Source organism: Phocaeicola massiliensis B84634 = Timone 84634 = DSM 17679 = JCM 13223 (genome assembly GCF_000382445.1).
Classification (GTDB): domain Bacteria; phylum Bacteroidota; class Bacteroidia; order Bacteroidales; family Bacteroidaceae; genus Phocaeicola; species Phocaeicola massiliensis.
In genome coordinates this window covers 1,721,070-1,740,240 of record NZ_KB905472.1, presented here as the reverse complement: position 1 = coordinate 1,740,240, position 19,171 = coordinate 1,721,070, and the positions used below count along the sequence as shown (strand labels likewise).

Annotated in this window: 19 protein-coding genes, 2 tRNA genes and 1 pseudogene; 6 read left to right on the top strand and 16 right to left on the bottom strand. The window is 40.4% G+C overall.

Features of this window, described 5'->3' with window-relative positions:
* The first annotated feature begins 23 nt into the window (after positions 1-23).
* The gene (locus HMPREF1534_RS11715) at positions 24-455 is read left to right on the top strand and encodes a hypothetical protein (protein WP_005939127.1); all 432 of its coding nucleotides are present in this window, start codon (positions 24-26) and stop codon (positions 453-455) included.
* A gap of 603 nt (positions 456-1,058) precedes the next feature.
* Here the strand turns inward: HMPREF1534_RS11715 and HMPREF1534_RS11720 are convergent.
* From HMPREF1534_RS11720 to HMPREF1534_RS11730, 3 genes are all read right to left on the bottom strand, one after another.
* Positions 1,059-2,369 (bottom strand): ATP-binding protein, encoded by a 1,311-nt coding sequence (locus HMPREF1534_RS11720; RefSeq protein WP_005939124.1) that lies wholly within the window; start codon positions 2,367-2,369, stop codon positions 1,059-1,061.
* A 308-nt stretch (positions 2,370-2,677) separates the two neighbouring features.
* On the bottom strand, positions 2,678-2,953 hold the full coding sequence (locus HMPREF1534_RS11725) for a putative quinol monooxygenase (RefSeq protein WP_005939121.1): 276 nt from the start codon (positions 2,951-2,953) through the stop codon (positions 2,678-2,680).
* A 47-nt stretch (positions 2,954-3,000) separates the two neighbouring features.
* Positions 3,001-4,158 (bottom strand): glycosyltransferase, encoded by a 1,158-nt coding sequence (locus tag HMPREF1534_RS11730; RefSeq protein ID WP_005939118.1) that lies wholly within the window; start codon positions 4,156-4,158, stop codon positions 3,001-3,003.
* A 197-nt stretch (positions 4,159-4,355) separates the two neighbouring features.
* Here HMPREF1534_RS11730 and HMPREF1534_RS11735 point away from each other — a divergent pair, with 197 nt between their 5' ends.
* Complete coding sequence (locus HMPREF1534_RS11735) at positions 4,356-4,862, top strand: hypothetical protein (RefSeq protein WP_005939116.1); 507 nt, start codon at positions 4,356-4,358, stop codon at positions 4,860-4,862.
* A 117-nt stretch (positions 4,863-4,979) separates the two neighbouring features.
* Here HMPREF1534_RS11735 and lysA read toward each other — a convergent pair whose 3' ends face one another.
* From lysA to hisH, 7 genes are all read right to left on the bottom strand, one after another.
* Positions 4,980-6,140: a diaminopimelate decarboxylase gene (gene lysA, locus HMPREF1534_RS11740; protein ID WP_005939114.1), complete on the bottom strand. Its 1,161-nt coding sequence runs from the start codon at positions 6,138-6,140 to the stop codon at positions 4,980-4,982.
* A gap of 110 nt (positions 6,141-6,250) precedes the next feature.
* Complete coding sequence (locus tag HMPREF1534_RS11745) at positions 6,251-7,570, bottom strand: aspartate kinase (protein WP_005939113.1); 1,320 nt, start codon at positions 7,568-7,570, stop codon at positions 6,251-6,253.
* A gap of 121 nt (positions 7,571-7,691) precedes the next feature.
* Entirely contained in the window at positions 7,692-8,435 is a 744-nt protein-coding gene (locus HMPREF1534_RS11750; RefSeq protein ID WP_005939111.1) for a cell division ATP-binding protein FtsE, read from the bottom strand.
* Between the two features lie 6 nt (positions 8,436-8,441).
* Positions 8,442-9,053: a bifunctional phosphoribosyl-AMP cyclohydrolase/phosphoribosyl-ATP diphosphatase HisIE gene (gene hisIE, locus HMPREF1534_RS11755; RefSeq protein WP_005939110.1), complete on the bottom strand. Its 612-nt coding sequence runs from the start codon at positions 9,051-9,053 to the stop codon at positions 8,442-8,444.
* A gap of 24 nt (positions 9,054-9,077) precedes the next feature.
* Positions 9,078-9,833 (bottom strand): imidazole glycerol phosphate synthase subunit HisF, encoded by a 756-nt coding sequence (hisF, locus tag HMPREF1534_RS11760; protein ID WP_005939107.1) that lies wholly within the window; start codon positions 9,831-9,833, stop codon positions 9,078-9,080.
* A 9-nt stretch (positions 9,834-9,842) separates the two neighbouring features.
* Positions 9,843-10,562 carry a 1-(5-phosphoribosyl)-5-[(5-phosphoribosylamino)methylideneamino]imidazole-4-carboxamide isomerase gene (gene hisA / locus HMPREF1534_RS11765; RefSeq protein ID WP_005939104.1) on the bottom strand — a complete coding sequence of 240 codons (720 nt, stop codon included), beginning with the start codon at positions 10,560-10,562 and terminating at the stop codon, positions 9,843-9,845.
* 31 nt (positions 10,563-10,593) lie between these two features.
* Complete coding sequence (gene hisH, locus HMPREF1534_RS11770; RefSeq protein WP_005939101.1) at positions 10,594-11,184, bottom strand: imidazole glycerol phosphate synthase subunit HisH; 591 nt, start codon at positions 11,182-11,184, stop codon at positions 10,594-10,596.
* A 328-nt stretch (positions 11,185-11,512) separates the two neighbouring features.
* Between hisH and HMPREF1534_RS11775 the strand changes: the two genes are divergently transcribed.
* Both HMPREF1534_RS11775 and HMPREF1534_RS11780 read left to right on the top strand, forming a co-directional pair.
* Positions 11,513-11,586, top strand: a tRNA-Asp gene (locus HMPREF1534_RS11775).
* Between the two features lie 565 nt (positions 11,587-12,151).
* Positions 12,152-12,361 carry a winged helix-turn-helix domain-containing protein gene (locus HMPREF1534_RS11780; protein ID WP_005939098.1) on the top strand — a complete coding sequence of 70 codons (210 nt, stop codon included), beginning with the start codon at positions 12,152-12,154 and terminating at the stop codon, positions 12,359-12,361.
* Between the two features lie 101 nt (positions 12,362-12,462).
* On the opposite strand, the gene HMPREF1534_RS11785 is transcribed toward HMPREF1534_RS11780, so the two are convergent.
* From HMPREF1534_RS11785 to msrB, 5 genes are all read right to left on the bottom strand, one after another.
* On the bottom strand, positions 12,463-12,891 hold the full coding sequence (locus HMPREF1534_RS11785; RefSeq protein WP_005939095.1) for a hypothetical protein: 429 nt from the start codon (positions 12,889-12,891) through the stop codon (positions 12,463-12,465).
* A 2-nt stretch (positions 12,892-12,893) separates the two neighbouring features.
* Positions 12,894-13,727, bottom strand: a complete 834-nt coding sequence (gene coaW, locus HMPREF1534_RS11790; protein WP_005939092.1) for a type II pantothenate kinase — start codon at positions 13,725-13,727, stop codon at positions 12,894-12,896.
* Positions 13,728-13,833: 106 nt separating this feature from the next.
* Positions 13,834-15,789, bottom strand: a complete 1,956-nt coding sequence (locus HMPREF1534_RS11795; RefSeq protein WP_005939090.1) for a sialate O-acetylesterase — start codon at positions 15,787-15,789, stop codon at positions 13,834-13,836.
* A 41-nt stretch (positions 15,790-15,830) separates the two neighbouring features.
* The gene (locus tag HMPREF1534_RS11800) at positions 15,831-16,454 is read right to left on the bottom strand and encodes a phosphatase PAP2 family protein (RefSeq protein ID WP_005939087.1); all 624 of its coding nucleotides are present in this window, start codon (positions 16,452-16,454) and stop codon (positions 15,831-15,833) included.
* Positions 16,455-16,550: 96 nt separating this feature from the next.
* Positions 16,551-17,510, bottom strand: a complete 960-nt coding sequence (gene msrB / locus HMPREF1534_RS11805; protein WP_005939083.1) for a peptide-methionine (R)-S-oxide reductase MsrB — start codon at positions 17,508-17,510, stop codon at positions 16,551-16,553.
* A gap of 174 nt (positions 17,511-17,684) precedes the next feature.
* Here msrB and HMPREF1534_RS11810 point away from each other — a divergent pair, with 174 nt between their 5' ends.
* A complete protein-coding gene (locus tag HMPREF1534_RS11810; RefSeq protein WP_005939081.1) occupies positions 17,685-18,758 on the top strand; it encodes a linear amide C-N hydrolase in 1,074 nt (357 codons plus the stop codon).
* A gap of 116 nt (positions 18,759-18,874) precedes the next feature.
* Positions 18,875-18,947, top strand: a tRNA-Lys gene (locus HMPREF1534_RS11815).
* Between the two features lie 112 nt (positions 18,948-19,059).
* Here the strand turns inward: HMPREF1534_RS11815 and HMPREF1534_RS21475 are convergent.
* Positions 19,060-19,171: pseudogene (locus HMPREF1534_RS21475) on the bottom strand (ISAon1 family transposase); the annotation flags it as partial.

Here is a 19,171-nt window from a genome sequence, read left to right as displayed (position 1 = left end):
TTTATTAAAAAAATTGAATCAAAATGAAGTTATTGAAGTTTATAGGAATGCTTTTGATAGCTATGATTATGTGTGTGAATTTTATAGCTTGTGGCGATGATGAAAACAGTGAAAAACTAGATTTATCTCTATTGGAAGGTACTTGGTATGTAACACATGAAGTATATTATGATTATGTTGATGGAAAAATAGATTGGAGTAAAGTGGTATATGAAGCATCACCAACTTTAGGAGTAAGCGAGCCAAGAGTTTTTAGCAAAGATGTAGATGGAATATATTACTATAATGGTGAAAAGATTATAATAAACAATTCTCAATTTGTGACCTCTTCTAATGATAGAGTTACAATTGAGTCCTTAACTCCGCATAAAATGGTTATCGCATGGGAGGATGATATTTTTTGTGATGATGAAGGAGAGTGGGCGTTTGTGTATTATACTTTAGAACGTAAGTAATTGGTTCTATATATTTAGCAAATAAATAATATAAGGCAGTATTTTGAGTAAGCTCTCTTATGCTGTCTTTTATTTTTTAAGAATATGGATTTTTTATGATGCGTGGCACTGTTTCGTAGGGCGCATGTTTAGAGAAATCAACCTGATAGGAATAGACGATGTTGTGTTGGGTTTTGCGTACTTGGATGAAATCTTTGGTGTCAATATAGGTTTGGACTACTTCGGGCATTCCTCCTACATATAAATAATGCGGAGCATGTCAATATGTTTTTCATGAAAAGGAGATATTAACTGCCACTGATTTTCTCGCAAGTGTTCAAAAACTCATAGAAAGCGAGGGGACGGATGTCCATAAATTTTACTTTTCCTACAGGAAATGAAAAGTTGGAATGTAGCCCCATGTCTAAAAGTGACAGGCTGCGATCACAGCATATTCAGGAGTGTCTTCACAAAATTATTTGGGTGAAGTCAGTTCTTTTTCTACCGATTGGATTTCATTGAATAAACGACTTTATTGTTGTTATCCGGATAAAAGTGTTGTGTGGGTACACTTTTATCCACTAATACCATACGATGTACATTTCGATAGAAAGTAAACTTACTCTACATATCCTCCATGCTCAGTCCACGATATTCCACAGAATACCCATTTAGCTCTTTTTGAATGGAAGCCCCTTTCAGCATCAATGCATCCATCTTGATATTCTGTCTGTTCCGCTTGATTTCTGCAACAACTGCCTTTTTTTCAATTTCATCTAAAACGATCAGGTCGATTTCATCCTCTCCCTTTCTATTCCAATAACCTCCCAAAGCGGTAAATTCGCCTTTCTCGCGAAATCTGCACTTAAAATATTCTTCCAGAGCATGACCACTGAAGGTAGGATAGTCCCTTATGATGATTTCCTGTAGTTTCTCTAATGCACCCGCCTCGATATAGCGAATATATTTATAGAAAAAACGGAACCAGAAGCGGAGAAAATTGTCTTCTATTTCGTATCGTACATTGCGGCTTTCTGCTTTGCTGAACATGGGAATGCGTTTCTTTATGATATTGAAATCGTTTTCCAAACGGGTTAGGTATCCTCCAATTTCACGTTGTAAATAGCTTTCTATGGCTGTCCTAGCTGTGAAGCCATTGGCTATGCATGATAAGATAGAGAAATAGATGGTGTACTCTTTGCCAAATTCTTCGATTAATATATTCTTGCCTTCTGAAAGGAAAGGAGAATTTTCCTGACACATCAACTTTATCATTTTATGATGTGTCAAAGCTTTGTTATCAACGAATAATTCTACATATTTTGCTACTCCACCGGTGAAGGTATAGAATGCTAATAAATCCTCGGAAGTGTATCCGGGGTTATTCTCTGATAATATTTGTTTGAGTGTGATGGTGCTAAAAGGCTTCAGGAAAATCTGTTGGGTGGCTCTGCCGAATAACGGTTCATGATTGCCTTCAAAAATTCGATGCATTAATGAATAGATGGAACCGCATAGGAATAAACAAATGTGACTGTCATCTTTATTTCTATCCCAAAGATGCTGCATATCGCTGTAAACAGATGGATTGATTGTATAAAATTCCTGAAATTCATCAATGACTAAATTGAATTTCATTGTTTTAGAATAGTCCATTAGCAGTTGGAATATAGTTTTGAAGTCTTGAATTTCACCATAAATGGGTAACCGGAGTACTGAAGTTATTTCATCTATAAAGTCACGGCACAATAATGGCTCGGCTTTACGGGCAACGAAGAAATATAGGGTAGGAGTATCTTGAGTGGCATGAAATAGAAGTTTTGTTTTCCCAATTCGTCTGCGCCCCATCAGGGTTACCATTTGAGCATTCTCTTCTGCAGCTTCTTGTATATTAGCCAGCAACTTAATTTCTTTTTCTCGGTTATAGAACTTCATATTATCAATGTTTTAACTATTATCGAAATGTACAGTTCCGAAATGGACATTTCGGAACTGTACATTTCGATAGTTGCAAACATACTAAAATAAAAAGAGTTCGGCAACGTTTGGGGATAGAAATCGGAGTAATCCTGTTAAATTTCGCAATGAATGTTCTTCCGTTTCTTTTGCAGGCAGTGATTATGTGGAGGAGGAACTACCGTTTGCATCACATTTCCTGCCGGATAAAATTAATCCGGGCTTTGGCACTATTAAGTCCAAAGCCCGGAACTGTTTGATTGAATTCAGGAGGGGATACCCTCGAATTAGAATTCAAATTTTTCTAATTTCATGTTGCCCAATTCCTGCAATTTAGGAACCAAGGTTACAAAATGTGCTGCTTTTTCGTGTGCATCCAGTGATTCGGCATCTTTCCATGTCTCGCAAATCATAAGTACATCTTTGCGTGTTGCACTCTCGAAAACATCATAAGCAATACAACCATTGTCATTTAAAGATTGTGCTACCAATTCCTTTGCCGTTTCTAAGGCAGCATTACGGTTACTTTCGTTTACTTGGATAAAAACATTTAATCTGATCATATTCGTATTATTTAATAATATAATGTATATCTGGTTTCATTCTCTTTTTATTTTCTCATAAACTCATTTTTCCGTCTGAGCTTGCGTTGTAGTTTAAATACCCCATTCCATATGGGTTGAAGAAAATCGAATACAGGGAGTAATGCACAGAACTTCCGTTCACCAAGAGTTTTGGCAGTTTTTCTGAAAACAATCAGTTGCATCACGAAACGTGCTGCCCACAACAAAATGGCAATACCCAAGGTGGTCCATTGATGGAGAAGAATACCGATGATTATAGTAGCGATGATAGCTGCATAAAACAACAGTCTGCTGCAAGTCTCGAATCCCATGATATAACGAGCTGTTCCCTTGAACAACCGACTGGTAGCCGCATAGCTTATCTTCTCTTCACACCATATTTTTTTATATTTAGGCATTGCGATTCGCATCAGGCTATCGGAGCCGGTCTCGACTCGTGTATTGTGTGCATGGGCCGTTTCATTGATGAATAAATCATCCTCTCCGCGTTGCAGATTCAGATGGGAGGCAAATCCTTTTTGTTTGTAGTACAGTGTTTTCCGATAAGCCAGGTTCCGTCCTGTACCCATATAGGGATGTCCGGATAGGGCCATACCTAAATAGCGCATAGAGTTCAGCAACGTGTCGAAAGTGATTTTCTTATTCAGCCATCCCGGTACTTTTTCGTAGTTACTGTATCCTAAAACGATTTCGGTGGCAGGTGTGAAATTGCGTGCCATCTGTTTCAGCCATTGATTACTTTGCGGACGGCAATTGGGTTCGGTAAACACCAACCATTCATGACGGCTGGCTTTGATGCCCATTGTAATGCCCAATTTTTTATGGCTGATATAGCGGGCACTGTCGGGGATAAAAGTATGATAGAGGTTAGGATATTTGTCTTCCAGTAATTTCAAGGTATCGTCACAATCATCTGCCGAGCGGTCATAAATCACAATCACTTCAAATTCCGGATAATCTTGCTCTAAAATGAATGGAAGGTTTTCCTGTAATTCATCAGCAGCGTCTTTTGCAACGATGATGACAGACAGTGGAGGATTTTCGGTATTTACATCAGTGGTATATACTGTTTCCTTGTTGTGAATGTATAGTTTGTTATATAATCCCAAATGGTAAATAGCCTGTGTGATAAACAGGATTCCTGAAGCAGCCGGTAAGATTGTATCTATGGTGAATAGTTCCATGCTTGATTTGTATTAAAACCATGCAAAAATACAGCAAATAATTGGATTTTGAGAGCATAGATATTCTTCTTTTATCCATTTCCTTCTTTTTAATTATAATTTAATGTTAAAAGACTAATCAGATGAACATTTCTCAAGAATTATTGCTATATTGGGATTACTTAACTATAACAAGTCCTGACTAACGGGCAATTATTATGAGAATACAATTTGAGATTAAGGAAAGTTTGGCCAATATACTTGACCAGCTTACGCATTCTGATTTTTGGGCTACGGAGATTAAAGAAGATGAGTCAGGAAAGAAAATTATTAAAATTAAAGACTTAGCTTATAATTTAGAAGCCGTAGCAGAGGTAGGGGATAATGAAATATTTATCCGTACAGCTTTGTCTAAGTATACTTACCGTATATGCCAAGTAGGGGATGAATGCTGGTGCGAATATGTGGGAGCTTATCGTGGATTGTTGGAACAGAAGCTTTTGCCCATGATTACTCCTAAGGAGAATTTATTGGAGTGTGAGGTCTTGGAAAGTTCATTGTTAGGAGGTAAGCCCAAGACATTACGGGAATATGCAGAGGATAATTTGAAGTTGAAAAAATTTCGTGAGCAGAATTTTGGAACTAATGGCTTTTCTAAAGCCGATCATCCGCGTCGGGTATATGATGAGTTTATTAAAGAAGATTTCATCCCTGAGGATAAATAAACAGGAAAAGAGTTTTTGTGTCTTCATAATTCACTGAATAAGGCTGTCTCGGAATAAAATAGGAGACAGCCTTTTCTTTAATTGTATGTTCATCTTTTATAGGATGTCACTCCGATGTTATACCAATTCTTCCGATGTATATGCTTGAGGTAATGTGCGGCAATTATAAGCCGAAGCCATAATTTCACCATAAGCACCTGCCGAGCGAAGAGCAAACAAATCACCGCGGTGAACTTTATTCAAGTCGATAGCTTTGCCGAATACGTCGGAAGACTCGCAGATGGGGCCTACCACATCGTATGTTTCGATAGCTTCATCCGAAGTGATGTTTTCAATCTTATGATATGCTTGGTAGAGTGCAGGGCGAATCAGGTCTGTCATGCCTGCATCAAGAATGGCAAATTGTTTGTTTGTTCCTTGTTTTACATAAATCACTTTACTGATGAGGCTTCCACATTGTCCTACAACGGCACGTCCCAGTTCAAAATGCAAAGTTTGTTGCGGACGAAGTTTCAGATGTTTGTGATAAGTGGAGAAGTACTCGGCAAAGTTGGGAATCGGTTGACGGTTCGGGTGAGAGTAATCAATGCCTAAGCCACCGCCCACATTAATATGCTCTACAATGATTTGACGTGCATATAACTTTTCCTGTAACTCATTCACACGGTTGCATAGCGCTACGAAGTCGCCCATATCTACTATCTGAGAACCGATGTGAAAGTGTAAGCCTACAAACTTTACGTTAGGCAGCGTTTCTGCCATGTCGATAACTCTGTCCATATCTTCCATGCTGATACCGAACTTATTCTCTGCCAGTCCGGTGGTGATATTGGCATGAGTATGTGCACCTACATTGGGGTTGATCCGGAAAGCTACTCTGGCTACTTTGCCTTTAGCGGCGGCTAATTCGTTGATGATTTCCAGTTCGGGCACAGATTCTACATTGAAACAGAAAATATCATAATCCAGTCCCAGATTGATTTCCCAATCAGTTTTACCGACACCGGCATATACGATTTTATTTGTAGGGAACCCTGCTTTGACGGCTGCACGGATTTCACCGCCACTCACACAGTCTGCTCCTAAACCATTTTCACGGATAATAGTCAGAATCTTGTGGTTGGCATTGGCTTTCACTGCGTAATGCACGCAGAAGTTGTTGTATTTGCCTGCTTCTTTATTGATGCACGACAGTGTTTCGCGCAGCACATTGACGTCGTAATAGTAGAAGGGAGTCTCCAACTCTCTGAACTTGTTTACGGGGAATGTTCCTTTCATATTGTATTTTGTTATTATTGAGCAGGGGCGAATTAAATTCGCCCGAAAGTATCTGCTTTTTCAGAGTAGAGATACATTCGGACGGATTCAATCCGCCCCTTCGATAGAAATTATTTATTATTGAATAAATGATCGCTTAATGATTGTAAGGCCTTATTTTTATCTTCCTTGCGAATTAAGAAAGAAATATTGTAATTGCTGCCACCAAATGAAATCATACGTACAGGAATGTCGCGCATGGCATCAAGCGCTTTTGCTTCAAAGCCTACGTTTTCCCATTCCAAATCACCTACTACGCAAATGATACACATATCGTGGTCTACAGTTACAGTTCCATATTTCTTCAGGTCATCCAAGATTTCGTTCAGATGTTTGGTGTTATCGATGGATACGGAAACACCTACTTCCGAAGTACAAATCATATCAATGGAAGTCTGATAGCTTTCAAAGATTTCAAATACTTTGCGCAAGAAACCGTAAGCTAACAACATACGACCCGACTTAATCTTAATGGCGGTAATGTTGTCTTTTGCAGCAACAGCTTTAATCTTACCTTTTTCCGTATCGTTTGAAATCAGTGTTCCCGGAGCTGTCGGTTCCATCGTGTTGAGCAGACGTACCGGAATGTTTGCGTATTTGGCCGGCTGTACGCAAGTGGGGTGCAGAATCTTGGCACCGAAATAAGCCAACTCAGCAGCTTCCTCAAAATGCAATTGACGAACCGGGGTTGTTTTGTCTACAATACGCGGGTCATTGTCATGCATACCGTCGATGTCTGTCCAAATCTGGATTTCAGAAGCATTGACAGCCGCACCGATTAATGAGGCGGTATAGTCACTACCTCCACGTTGCAGGTTGTCTATTTCACCGTAAGCATTGCGACAGATAAAACCTTGGGTAATATAAATTTCGGCTCCCGGATGCATTTCCAGTTGGGCAGCCAGTTTTTCTTTAATGTAAACCGGGTCAGGTTCGGAGTTCTTGTCTGTACGCATGTATTCCAATGCCGGGAGCAATACGGCGTTCACGCCTTGTTCCTGCAAGTAGTTGGTAACCATGTTGGTAGAGATTAACTCGCCTTGTGCCAAAATTACTTTTTCTTCAAACAGGGTGAAGATATCTTTTGTATACGAACGAATATAATCGAACTGTGCTTTTATAAATTCCTGTGTTTTCTGTTTATACTCGTCAGTAGAATAAAGTTCATCAACATGCTGTTTATATTTAGCTTCCAGCTTATTAATGATTTCATTCGCACCTTCGGGATTCTTCTTATACAGATAATCCGAAATTTCAACCAACGTGTTTGTCGTTCCCGACATTGCCGAGAGGACAACGATTTTCTGTTCACCGTCAGTAATTAATTTGGCTACTTCTTTCATTCTTTGTGCAGAACCTACCGAAGTACCTCCAAACTTTAAAACTTTCATTTTTCGTTTCGTATTTTAATTGTTCCTATAATTGATAATTAGCGTGCAAATATACGAATAAGACTGCAAAGAATCAGTATTTTAGCGATAATATTTATCATTTATCCATTTATTCTGTGGCTTATATGGTCACATTTGTTGTTTTTTCCTCTGTTTCTTGTTCTTTTTCTCTTTTTATTGCACGGCTGTATTCGTTTGTAACTTCTTTGATTTGATGGTTTTCGAAGCGGTAAACGATACCGGGGTATTCAGACAGCAGATGCAGGTTATGGGTAGTCATCATGATGGCAGAACCCGATGCGCAAATAGACTTCAGAAGCTCTACAATCTGGCGGCCGGTCTCAGAATCCAGATTTCCTGTCGGTTCATCGGCAAGAATGATTTCAGGACGATTCAGGATGGCACGGGCGATAACGATACGTTGTTGTTCACCTCCTGATAACTCATTGGGCATTTTATAACCTTTGCCCGTCATGCCCACTTGATCCAGCACTTCATCAATGCGTTCTTTTATTGCAATCTTATTGCTCCATCCGGTGGCGCGTAGCACAAAACTGAGATTGGAATGTACATTGCGGTCTGTCAGCAGTTGGAAATCCTGGAAAACGATTCCCAATCGGCGGCGTAGTTGGGGGATATGCTTGCGCTTGATATTGCTCATATTGTAACCTAATACTTCTGCGTCGCCCGATTGAATGTCCAACTCGCCGTAAATGGTTTTTAGCAATGATGTTTTGCCGGAACCTACTTTTCCGATCAGGTAAACAAATTCACCTTTGTTCAGTTCCAGGTTTACATCTTCCAACACACCGAGTTCTTGTTGATTGATGTTTACGTTTTTATATCGAATAAGCGGTTCATCCATAAGGCATTAATGTTTTTTCCAGTTGGCGCTGTGACGTTCTTTTAGTTCGCGTGCCAGATCTTCGATGCGGTATCCTTTTGATGTCAGGAGAACGATAAGGTGATACAGCAGATCGGAACCTTCGTATATCAAGCGTTCATTGGTTCCGTTGCAAGCCTCAATAACGGTTTCTACGGCTTCTTCACCTACTTTTTGCGCCATTTTGTTTACGCCCGATTGGAAGAGGCTGGTTGTGTAAGATCCTTCAGGCATTTCTTCATGTCGCTTGTCAATAAAGTCTTGTAATTCTTTTAAGAACATGATGTCCTGCTTGTTTTCTTCTCCCCAGCAAGTATCCGTACCTGTATGGCAAACAGGACCTGCAGGACTGACCTTTATTAATAAAGTGTCATTGTCGCAGTCGGCTTTGATAGAGATTACTTGCAAGAAGTTCCCGCTCTCTTCTCCTTTAGTCCAAAGACGGTTCTTGGTGCGGCTGAAGAAAGTTACTTTTCCTGTTTCTACGGTTTTCTTATATGCCTCTTCATTCATGAAGCCCAGCATTAAGACTTTTTGTGTGTAGTCGTCTTGTATAATGGCAGGAATTAACCCGTTCATTTTCTTAAAATCCAATTCCATTTGTTTTATATTTTAATTCTAATTTTATAATCTGACATTGATTCCTTGTTGGCAAAGATACTGTTTTAATTCGGGTATTTTGATTTCTCCGAAGTGAAAAACGCTGGCTGCAAGTGCCGCATCAGCTTTTCCTTCGATAAAAGTATCCTTGAAATGTTCCATTTTTCCTGCGCCTCCCGATGCAATAACAGGAATAGTGAGTGAGTCGGAGAGGGTGGCAAGTGCTTTGTTGGCGTAGCCTGTCTTTACTCCGTCGTGGTTCATGCTGGTAAAAAGAATTTCTCCTGCTCCCCGGTTGTTTACTTCCCGGGCCCACTCGGACAGATATTTGTCTGTCTCTACTCGTCCCCCGTTCAGATAACATTTCCACCCTTGGTCTGTCTGTTTGGCGTCAATAGCTACTACACAAACTTGCGAACCGAAATGTTTGGCTATCTCGTCTATCAGATTGGGATTGCGGATGGCGGATGAGTTGATGGAGACTTTATCGGCTCCGGCGCTCAGCAGGCGGTCTACATCGCTGAGTTCGTTGATACCTCCGCCCACAGTAAACGGAATGCTGATATTGGCTGCCACTCTTTTCACCAAGTCCGTAAAAGTCTTGCGACCCTCGTGGCTGGCAGTGATATCCAAAAAGACCAGTTCATCAGCCCCTTGTTCACTATAAGCGCGGCCTAATTCAACAGGGTCACCGGCCTGACGCAGGTTTACGAAGTTGGTTCCCTTGACGGTCTGCCCGTCCTTGATGTCGAGGCAAGGAATAATTCTTTTTGCTAACATAATTTGTCTTTACATAAAACGGTTCAACTCTTTCAAGGTAATTTTGCCTTCGTAAAGAGCTTTGCCGAACACTACTGCAGGTACTTTGGCTATCTCTAATTGAATGATGTCCTCGATGCAACTAACTCCGCCACTGGCTATCAGGTGCATATCAGGAAAATCAGCAAGGATTTGTTTGTATAACTCTATCGAGGGACCTTCCAGCATACCGTCACGACTGATATCGGTACATAGCACTTTGAATACTCCTTCCTTTGTATAATCTTTCAGGAAAGGCATCAGCTCTTGTCGGCTTTCTTCTTTCCATCCGTTGATGGATATTTTATTGTCTTTCACGTCGGCACCAAGAATTATTTTTTCGTTGCCGTATTGAGTCAACCATTTTTTGAATAGTTCCGGTTTTTTCACGGCAACACTGCCCAGGGTCACCATTTGGGCACCGTTATCAAATGCAATGATTAAATCTTCATCGGTTTTGATACCTCCGCCGAAGTCAATGACAAGCGATGTGCGGCTGGCGATTTGGTCGAGTACGCGATAATTGACTACGTGGTGCGAAGCGGCTCCGTCCAAATCAACCACATGCAAACGGTGAATGCCATGTGCTTCAAACTCTTTGGCTACTTCCACAGGATTTTCGTTATACACCTTTTGTGTGTTATAATCTCCTTGTGACAGGCGGACACATTTTCCGTCAATGATATCGATGGCAGGAATTAATTCTATCATAACTTTTTTCTTTAGTATATAATATAATGTATCATAGTTCTAAAAAGTTCCGCAATATCCGTTCTCCCACTGTTCCGCTCTTTTCGGGGTGAAACTGTGTGGCATAAAAATTATCTTTATGCAATGCCGAACTATAGGGGAGGATATATGTAGTTTGTGCTGCTGTAAACTCATTTAGCGGGACATAAAAACTGTGTACGAAATAGACAAACTCTTCTTTGGTGAATCCCTTGAATAAATCGCTTTTCACATTTGTCAGTGTATTCCATCCCATGTGAGGAACCTTGTCTGTATGTCGTTCCGGGTGGAAAAGCTTGACGTCGGTATCAAAAATACCTAAGCATTCTGCATTACCTTCTTCTGAATGGCGGCACATGAGTTGCATTCCCAAACAAATGCCCAATACGGGTTGTTTCAAATTTTTGATTACTTCATCCAGTTTATGCTGCCGGAGGTAATTCATGGTTGTGGCAGCTTCTCCAACACCGGGGAAGATTATTTTATCTGCGCTCATCAGCGTTTCCTTATCGGAAGTAATGATAGCTTCTACCCCCAAACGCTTTAGTGCGTAGTCCACAGAGTAGATATTTCCTGCATTATATTTTACGACAGCAATTTTCATCGGTAAAAGATCATCGTTTTATTTTTATAAACCATTCCTTTTAATTCAATATGTTTCTGCATAATATGAGAAAGGATGGTTTTTATCTATGATATGTGCGCAAAAATAGCGAATTATTGCAGATTAGCTTCATTTTATAACAAGAAGTTTGAGAAAAAGATTAAAATAATAGCAATATCGTAAATCGGACGAGGTATCAGTCGGGGAGTTCTTTGATTTTTTTGTGCATTTTCTACCGAAAAGCTTGCAGATTAAAAATTAATGCGTACCTTTGCACCCGCAATCGAGAGAGATGGTGAAATAAAGAAAGACAAATCTTTGAAATATTGGTGCGCTAGTTCAGTTGGTTAGAATACATGCCTGTCACGCATGGGGTCACGAGTTCGAGCCTCGTGCGCACCGCTTATAAAAGCTCTAGGATTCTTTGAGTCCTAGAGCTTTTATTTGTTGTATGCTCGGCACGAACATATTCTAACGGGTGCAAGTCTTCAATGTGCCCTGATAACGAGAAGCATACAGCCAACTGCAAGAGTAAGCTGTTTTTTACTGTCAGCCAAGGCTTTTTAAACGGAAGATTATTACAGTCCACTATAATAGATTGTACAGTCTGCTGCAATGGACTGTACAATCTACGGCAACGGACTATACAGTCCATTGCCGTAGACTGTAGTAATTCGACTGATGGACGGGTATAATCGAAAGGATGAACACGCTTAGTCCGGCTAATGAAAAGGCTTAGGGAGTGTCAAAACTAACCGAGCTATCCCATCGTGGGCTGTAGGGGCAGGGTTTGCCTGTCCGAAGGCACAAAGTAAACTGTTTTCGGGCGAGCGAACCTCACTCCTGCGAATTGAAGGATAGCATTATCCACGTTTTAGGCAACCCTCATTTTAAATGAGAAAAAGTTGCTGTTTTCTTTTTTATATGCTGTTTTTTGTGTATATTGAGAGCAAATCAAAACATATATATGGAAATAGAAACAGTGGGAGAAAATGCCGGCAAAGTCTGGCGCAACCTGAATGAAAACAGAGGTGAAATATCTATTCAGGAACTTAGTCGGAAAATGAACCTCAGCGCCATTGATGTCGCTATTGCAATAGGTTGGTTGTGTAGAGAGAACAATATTAATATTCAGAGGAAAGGTCATTTACTCTATGTAAGTCATTTAGGATTCTGATTAATCTCTCAATAATAAACCTGTTGGAAAGAAAATAACTTGAAAGGCTGCCTGTAATGAGGTAGCCTTTTCAATGAAATAAAGAGGTAAAAGAACCTGGCTTATTGAAGCCAATGTTTGTTTTTCCACCAATAAATAATGAATCGGATTCCTGTACCGATTAGTGCGAGGGAAAGTCCTGTATAGAATACGGCAATGAAAGATTCGGGCAACAGATGAAACAGGCGTGACAATATGCCGATTGTAATCATAAACGCCATCACTATCCATCCTTGGACATCAAAGAAAGAAAAAGGACAATTCTTTTTTTTCTTTTGACTGATGCGATGTGTGTGCTTTCTGTATAGTTTCCGAAAAATGAAGCCAAAGAACAGGAGAAAAACCAGAGTAGCTTCGCATGCTTTAAACAGCCAATAATGCGAATCGTTTATCCAGCATTCCACGCCGATTCGCAATATATTGATGCCGGCTGTCAACCAAATTATGCCGGCAGTAATGAGCAATGTATTTTTACTGACTCCGTACTTCATCCTTATTGCTTTTCTTTTTGATGCACGTATGCCAATGCTGCACCCAAAGCAGTTCTGTATTGGGCATATTCCGGTATCAGGAAATGGCATTGGTACATGTCTTCCATGATGGGAAAAACTTCTTTGCATTGTGGCAGCTTTGCCAGATTGCCTATTAAAACGAAGTCTTTGATGGAACTGTTCAATGCTGCGAGTATCACGGATTGCCCAATGGATTGCAGTACCATGTGAATAATTCCTGCCGCTACATCTTCTAAAGATGAATTACTGTCTGCTTTTCCGAAAGTAGATGCAGTAGCATTCAATGGAAGTCCCGGCAGGGCAGCATTGCAGATATCCTTTATCTGTAAATCTATGTTTTCCACTATTCCTTTTTGTGCCATTTCTACCACTTGGTGGATGTCGTGTGTCTTTAGCAATAATCTGGATAGTCCCTGAATGGTTCCTCCACCGATACCGATGCCGCCGATATGTTGAATCTTTCCGTCCTCCACTTTGACGAAAGAAGTTCCTGTGCCCATACTTACAACAATCAGATTTTTCAGCTGCGAACCATAATGCGCACCTAATCCATTGGCTAGAAACTCATCGGTATGTTCGGTAGGCAATCCGTAAAGCGGTTGGTTGACATAAGCACTTCCCACTCCTGTGAGCATTACTTTTTCTATTCCGCTCAAACTAATGTTGTTGTCATATATATATTTCCCGAAAGCTCCAAATAGAGAGGTGATGGGGTCTGTCGCTTTGACAATCATCGGATGTTTGATTCCTTCTCCGTCCACACCGATAATTTTGGTAGTACTCCCACCCACGTCTATACCTATAACCATTCCCATAGCTATGTGTTTTTTTTAGTTTTTTGAAAATAGAGTGCAAATATAGATATATTCATTATAACAAAAAGATCCTTTTTCATAGAAAAATAGAGATAACCGGGTTTTATTACCAATTGTCTGTACGGAAAGGGGCTGTCGGCAAACCGGATAGTCCGTATAAATTCCCATCGGGATTGTCAGCCCAATTGTATCTGACAGCTACCGGATGGGGAACATCGGGTGATTCTACTATTATTTCTTTTTTCTGGATAGTTACTGTAGCCGGATAGAATATATGGTCTGCACCTGCAATGATAAAACCTTTGATGGTGTCTGGTTTCATAAAGCCTTTTCCCGGATTATCAAAACCGATGCGTATTGTGTTTCCTTCTATACGATAGCTTTTGAAAAGAGGTGATTGTGGCATCCTTTTCTTTTTATATGTTTGTTTCAGGGCAAGTTGGGACAAGCGCAGTCCTACTTCCTGCTTGTTTTTGGGATGGATATTATTGGCTTCGCCCAAGTCGGTGGTCACGGCCATGCCGGTGTTATTTAGATAAAGGGCTTTTGATTGTGCTTCTCTTAATGCAGCCCATTCCGAGTCGGGTTGTATCTCCTCCTTCTTCAGAAAATTAGCCAGTTGTACGAAGTAGAAAGGCATGTCAGGCTGTTTCCATTTATCACGCCAATCAGATATCAATGACATAAACAGGTCGGCATATTCATCAGCCCGGCCTACATTGGCTTCTCCCTGATACCAAATGACCCCCCGGATAGGAATTTTGGTAATGGGGTGTACCATTGCATTGAAGAGGGTAGTGGGGTATTGAGGATTGGTCTTGGGCGAAGGAGGAAGAGGTTCTATACCAGCCAATGAAAAGCCGGATAAATACTTCCAATTTCCAGCTAATGTGACAGGATCTTTACCCTTGACTGTCATTGTCATATTTTCCGGTTTCCCGATGAGTCCCCCTTCTCCGGCATAGTTTGTCACACGTATGGTGAGAACAGCTTTTCCCCGTTTTACTAACTTTTTGGGGACAGTGTACCGGCGCACGGCGTCACGGTTGCTTCCTCGTCCAATTTCCACGCCGTTATAATAGACTATGTCTTCATCGCTTATCTTGCCTAAATTGATTGTTATCGGTTTTCTGTACCAAGTGCGAGGAATATCTACAGTCTTTCTGAACCACATTACACCATCAAAATCTTTTATTCCATTACTTTCCCAACTTCCCGGTAGATTCATTTCCTTCCAATTCTCGTCTGAATAATCAGGTTCAGCCCATACTTGATGGTTATCACACCATCCCATATCATGCTCATACAAAGATTGATACCATGCTTCTCTCTTCTTGGCATACTCTGCATCAATCTTTTCGGGTTGGAATCCCAAAGATTCCAGCATATCCATTTCGTGCTCAAACTCTTGTAAGTGCTTCAATCCGTTATAACTAGTCCATGCTTCAGCAGGAGTTCCTCCCCATGAACAGTCTATAACACCAATTGGAGTTTTTAACTTCTGTTGTAACTGGCGGGCAAAGAAGTATCCCACAGCAGAAAAGCTATTTACACTTTGAGGAGTGCATTCCTGCCATTCTCCTTGTGTGGGACTTAAGTCCTCCTTCGGTGTCAGTGATGTCTCTTTTTTTACTTTAAATAACCGTATGTCAGGATAAGTCGCTTCTCTTATTTCATTTTCATAGTTCAATACTTTTCCCCAGTCGCCGACCGGCATTTCCATATTGGATTGTCCCGAACAGAGCCAAAGTTCACCTATCATGATGTTGTGTAGGGTGAGTTCTTCTCCATCACAAAAACTAATTTCGTAGGGTCCGCCGGCAGAGGGGGTAGAGATTTCTGTTTTCCAATTCCCTTGCTTGTCTGTTTGGGCCATATAGATATGCTTGTCCCAGCCGGTTATCACCATAACCTCTTTTCGGTTCGTCGAGTGCCCGCGAAGGATTATATCTGACTTTTGTTGTAGTACCATGTTATCTGTAAATAGAGCGGGTAATGTCACTTTTGCCTCTGTTGTACAAAATGTTGCAAACATCCCAAGTGTTATCATTAGTTTTTTCATGTATTTTCAATTATTGTTGCGTTATTTCTATAATTAATACATCAGTGATTATAGTCTGTGTTAATGAGTTCTCTGTCTTTAAATATTGTTTTTACCAGCCTATATGCCATTTCTGTCAATAGAATGCCCAATGCAGCTCCTACTATCACATCTATTATCCAATGGCGATTATTGAGAATACGTGTCATGCCGGTAACAATAGCAGAAGCGTATGCAACTAAACTTACCCATATTCCTTTAAATCCATATTCTTTGTAAAGTAGAGTGGCTGTCATGAATGCAGTAGCTGTGTGTCCTGAAGGAAAAGAGAAAAAGTTGGACTCGTCAGGACGTAAAACTCCGCATGCTAATTTCAGAGAATTTACTACCAGTTGGGTGAAGATAATGGAGAGCACGATAAAAATAAGAAGTCGTTTCCATTCGAATCTTCCTTTTACCCCACCTAGTTTTAATCCAATCAGGAGAATACCCGGTAACAATTGCAGGTAATTATCATAGCTTTGATGAAAGAGAGGAGCATGTGTATTGCGTAATCCGCGCACATAAAGGTTGATATTCTCAATGGCGGGATGAAGGAAGCCGTTTGCTCCCCATAGCTGTGCAGCTATGATAATCAGAATAATCATATAAAAGGATATGAATATGACCGGTCTGTATCTTTTCATATTTTTTCTATCTTTAGGTAATACTTGTCCTGTCAGAATATGCCTGAAAATATGTAATTCTTCCTCCTTGCAGTCTTTTTGATACGTTAGAGGGTTTTATTTATTCAGTAACTTTAGATAGTGTCCGTATCCTTCTGCTGCCATTTTTTCCTTAGGGATGAATTTTAGGGATGCACTATTGATGCAATAACGCAAGCCGCCTTTATCGGCAGGTCCATCCGGAAAAACATGCCCTAGATGCGCATTACCGGTTTTGCTTCTTACTTCGGTGCGAATCATCTCGTGAGTAGTGTCTGTCAGTTCTTTAACTAATGTATTGTCGATAGGTTTGGTAAAGCTAGGCCATCCGCAGCCGGAATCAAATTTGTCGGTAGACACAAATAAGGGCTCACCGGTAGTAATATCGACATAAATCCCCTCTCGTGTTTCGTCCCAATATTCATTGTGAAATGGGGGTTCGGTTGCATTATTTTGGGTGACAGCGTATTGTTCAGGTGACAATTTGTTGCGCAGGGTGGCATCGCTTGGCTTCTTATAGGAAGGGATGGCATTGGCACGTCGTGCCAATTCAAAAAGTTTAGGATTAAGGTGACAATATCCATCAGGATTCTTATCCAAATAGTTCTGATGATATTCTTCAGCATTATAGAAATTCTTCAAAGGTTCTACTTCAAGGGCGAGCGGACGTGAATACTCTTTGGCCAATTCGCAGACGGCATTTTGGATGATGGTTAAATCAGCTTTATCGGTGTAATAGATACCGGTACGGTATTGAGTGCCTTGGTCGTGTCCCTGCCTATTGATGCTGGTAGGGTCAATTGTTTGAAAATAAAGATTGAGTAACAGTTCAAGACTGACCTCTCGCGGATTATACACAACCTTCACAGTTTCGGCAAATCCTGTTTTATCCGTACAAACTTCTTTGTAAGTCGGGCTTGCAGTATTACCATTGGCATAACCTACTTCGGTGTGTTTTACTCCTCTGATTTGTTTTAGGAAATGTTCGGTTCCCCAAAAACAACCTCCTGCCAGGTATATTTCACTCGTTTTTTCCATTTTAGTTTTTGGTATTTGGCTTATAAAAAGCATGAAAACAAAAATAATATATTTCATACAATGGCTATAACAATCGGATGCATTTTATTGTTGTAGTCTATTGAGTTTCTAATGCAAAGTTAGAACTAAATTCACAGAACATTGTTATTTTTAAGACTAAATGTTTTTACTATTATGAAAAAGATATTGATCGGCGCACTGTTATTGACAGGATGTGCATTGCCGGTAATGGCTTGTACCGGTATTTCGGTGACTGCAAAGGATGGTGGTTATGTACAGGCGCGCACTATAGAGTGGGGGGATAGCTATCTGCCTAGTCAGTATGTGGTAATTCCATGCGGACATGAAATGATATCCTATACTCCCAAAGGAATGAATGGGGCAAAGTTTCGTGCACGATATGGTGTTGTGGGACTTTCCATTGTATTGAAGGATTTTGTTGTTGAGGGTTTAAATGAAGCAGGACTTTCAGCAGGACTGTTTTATTTCCCCCATTACGGAAATTATCCTGTTTATGACGCAAAGCAGAATACACGGACAGTGGCCGATTTACAGTTGGTAGCGTGGATGCTTTCTCAATTTTCGACAATAGAGGAAATAAAGGCTGCAATGCAGGATATACGTGTAGTGTCTGTAGATACTACCGGAGCGAGTTCCACAGTACATTGGCGAATAGGCGATGCAAACGGTCGGCAGGTTGTGTTGGAATTTGTAGATGGTGTCCCTTGTTTTTATGAGAATGAAATTGGTGTATTGACCAATTCGCCCGGTTTCCCTTGGCAGATGACCAATTTAAACAATTATGTGAATCTTTATCCGGGTGGGGCAGAGGCACATCAATTAGGTGGTGTAACTATCTTTCCATTTGGTGCAGGTAGTGGGTTTCAAGGAATCCCCGGAGATGTAACTCCTCCTTCGCGTTTTGTTCGTGCTGCATTTTATAAAGCAACTGCTCCACAGTGTGCTACTGCCTATGATGCTGTATTGCAAAGTTTTCACATTTTGAATAATTTTGATATCCCTATCGGTATAGAACATGCAGCTGGGCATGCGCCTATGATTCCTAGTGCTACTCAATGGACTTCTGCCATTGATCTGACAAATCGTAAAGTCTATTATCGTACAGCATATAATAGTAATATTCGTTGTATTGATATGAAACAGATTGATTTCAGTAAGGTAAAATATCAGGCTTTTCCTTTAGACAAGGAGTTAGTACAGCCGATAGAAGAGATAATTGTAAAATGAGAAGCGAAGAATAAAAGCTATCTTTTTAGAAAAAAAGTTTGGGAAATGTTTGCAAATTCAAAAATAAGCCTTACCTTTGCACTCGCAATTCGGAAGAATAGCAATAACAAAGGATTGATTCGCTAGCTCAGCAGGTAGAGCACAACACTTTTAATGTTGGGGTCCTGGGTTCGAGCCCCAGGCGGATCACTTAGAAATCAGAGAGTTACATAAAAGTAGCTCTCTTTTTTTATGCCTGTTTTGCGCTGGTTTACAGGCTCAGTTGTAATTCTTGGGGGGATTAACATTTGTTAATTTCCCTTTATGCATACACCTTTTCTAATCTATACAGAAAGAACCTCTTATCTACTACTCCACGAAATGAAGCCCTAAATGCTTTAATTTTTGCATTAAAAGCTTCCGCAGCAGCATTT

Excerpts from the sequence above, each read along its gene's own strand:
- HMPREF1534_RS11715 (WP_005939127.1), top strand. The coding sequence starts at position 24 with ATGAAGTTATTGAAGTTTATAGGAATGCTTTTGATAGCTATGATTATG.
- HMPREF1534_RS11720 (WP_005939124.1), bottom strand. The coding sequence starts at position 2,369 with ATGAAGTTCTATAACCGAGAAAAAGAAATTAAGTTGCTGGCTAATATA.
- HMPREF1534_RS11725 (WP_005939121.1), bottom strand. The coding sequence starts at position 2,953 with ATGATCAGATTAAATGTTTTTATCCAAGTAAACGAAAGTAACCGTAAT.
- HMPREF1534_RS11730 (WP_005939118.1), bottom strand. The coding sequence starts at position 4,158 with ATGGAACTATTCACCATAGATACAATCTTACCGGCTGCTTCAGGAATC.
- HMPREF1534_RS11735 (WP_005939116.1), top strand. The coding sequence starts at position 4,356 with ATGAGAATACAATTTGAGATTAAGGAAAGTTTGGCCAATATACTTGAC.
- lysA (WP_005939114.1), bottom strand. The coding sequence starts at position 6,140 with ATGAAAGGAACATTCCCCGTAAACAAGTTCAGAGAGTTGGAGACTCCC.
- HMPREF1534_RS11745 (WP_005939113.1), bottom strand. The coding sequence starts at position 7,570 with ATGAAAGTTTTAAAGTTTGGAGGTACTTCGGTAGGTTCTGCACAAAGA.
- HMPREF1534_RS11750 (WP_005939111.1), bottom strand. The coding sequence starts at position 8,435 with ATGGATGAACCGCTTATTCGATATAAAAACGTAAACATCAATCAACAA.
- hisIE (WP_005939110.1), bottom strand. The coding sequence starts at position 9,053 with ATGGAATTGGATTTTAAGAAAATGAACGGGTTAATTCCTGCCATTATA.
- hisF (WP_005939107.1), bottom strand. The coding sequence starts at position 9,833 with ATGTTAGCAAAAAGAATTATTCCTTGCCTCGACATCAAGGACGGGCAG.
- hisA (WP_005939104.1), bottom strand. The coding sequence starts at position 10,562 with ATGATAGAATTAATTCCTGCCATCGATATCATTGACGGAAAATGTGTC.
- hisH (WP_005939101.1), bottom strand. The coding sequence starts at position 11,184 with ATGAAAATTGCTGTCGTAAAATATAATGCAGGAAATATCTACTCTGTG.
- HMPREF1534_RS11780 (WP_005939098.1), top strand. The coding sequence starts at position 12,152 with ATGGAAATAGAAACAGTGGGAGAAAATGCCGGCAAAGTCTGGCGCAAC.
- HMPREF1534_RS11785 (WP_005939095.1), bottom strand. The coding sequence starts at position 12,891 with ATGAAGTACGGAGTCAGTAAAAATACATTGCTCATTACTGCCGGCATA.
- coaW (WP_005939092.1), bottom strand. The coding sequence starts at position 13,727 with ATGGGAATGGTTATAGGTATAGACGTGGGTGGGAGTACTACCAAAATT.
- HMPREF1534_RS11795 (WP_005939090.1), bottom strand. The coding sequence starts at position 15,789 with ATGAAAAAACTAATGATAACACTTGGGATGTTTGCAACATTTTGTACA.
- HMPREF1534_RS11800 (WP_005939087.1), bottom strand. The coding sequence starts at position 16,454 with ATGAAAAGATACAGACCGGTCATATTCATATCCTTTTATATGATTATT.
- msrB (WP_005939083.1), bottom strand. The coding sequence starts at position 17,510 with ATGGAAAAAACGAGTGAAATATACCTGGCAGGAGGTTGTTTTTGGGGA.
- HMPREF1534_RS11810 (WP_005939081.1), top strand. The coding sequence starts at position 17,685 with ATGAAAAAGATATTGATCGGCGCACTGTTATTGACAGGATGTGCATTG.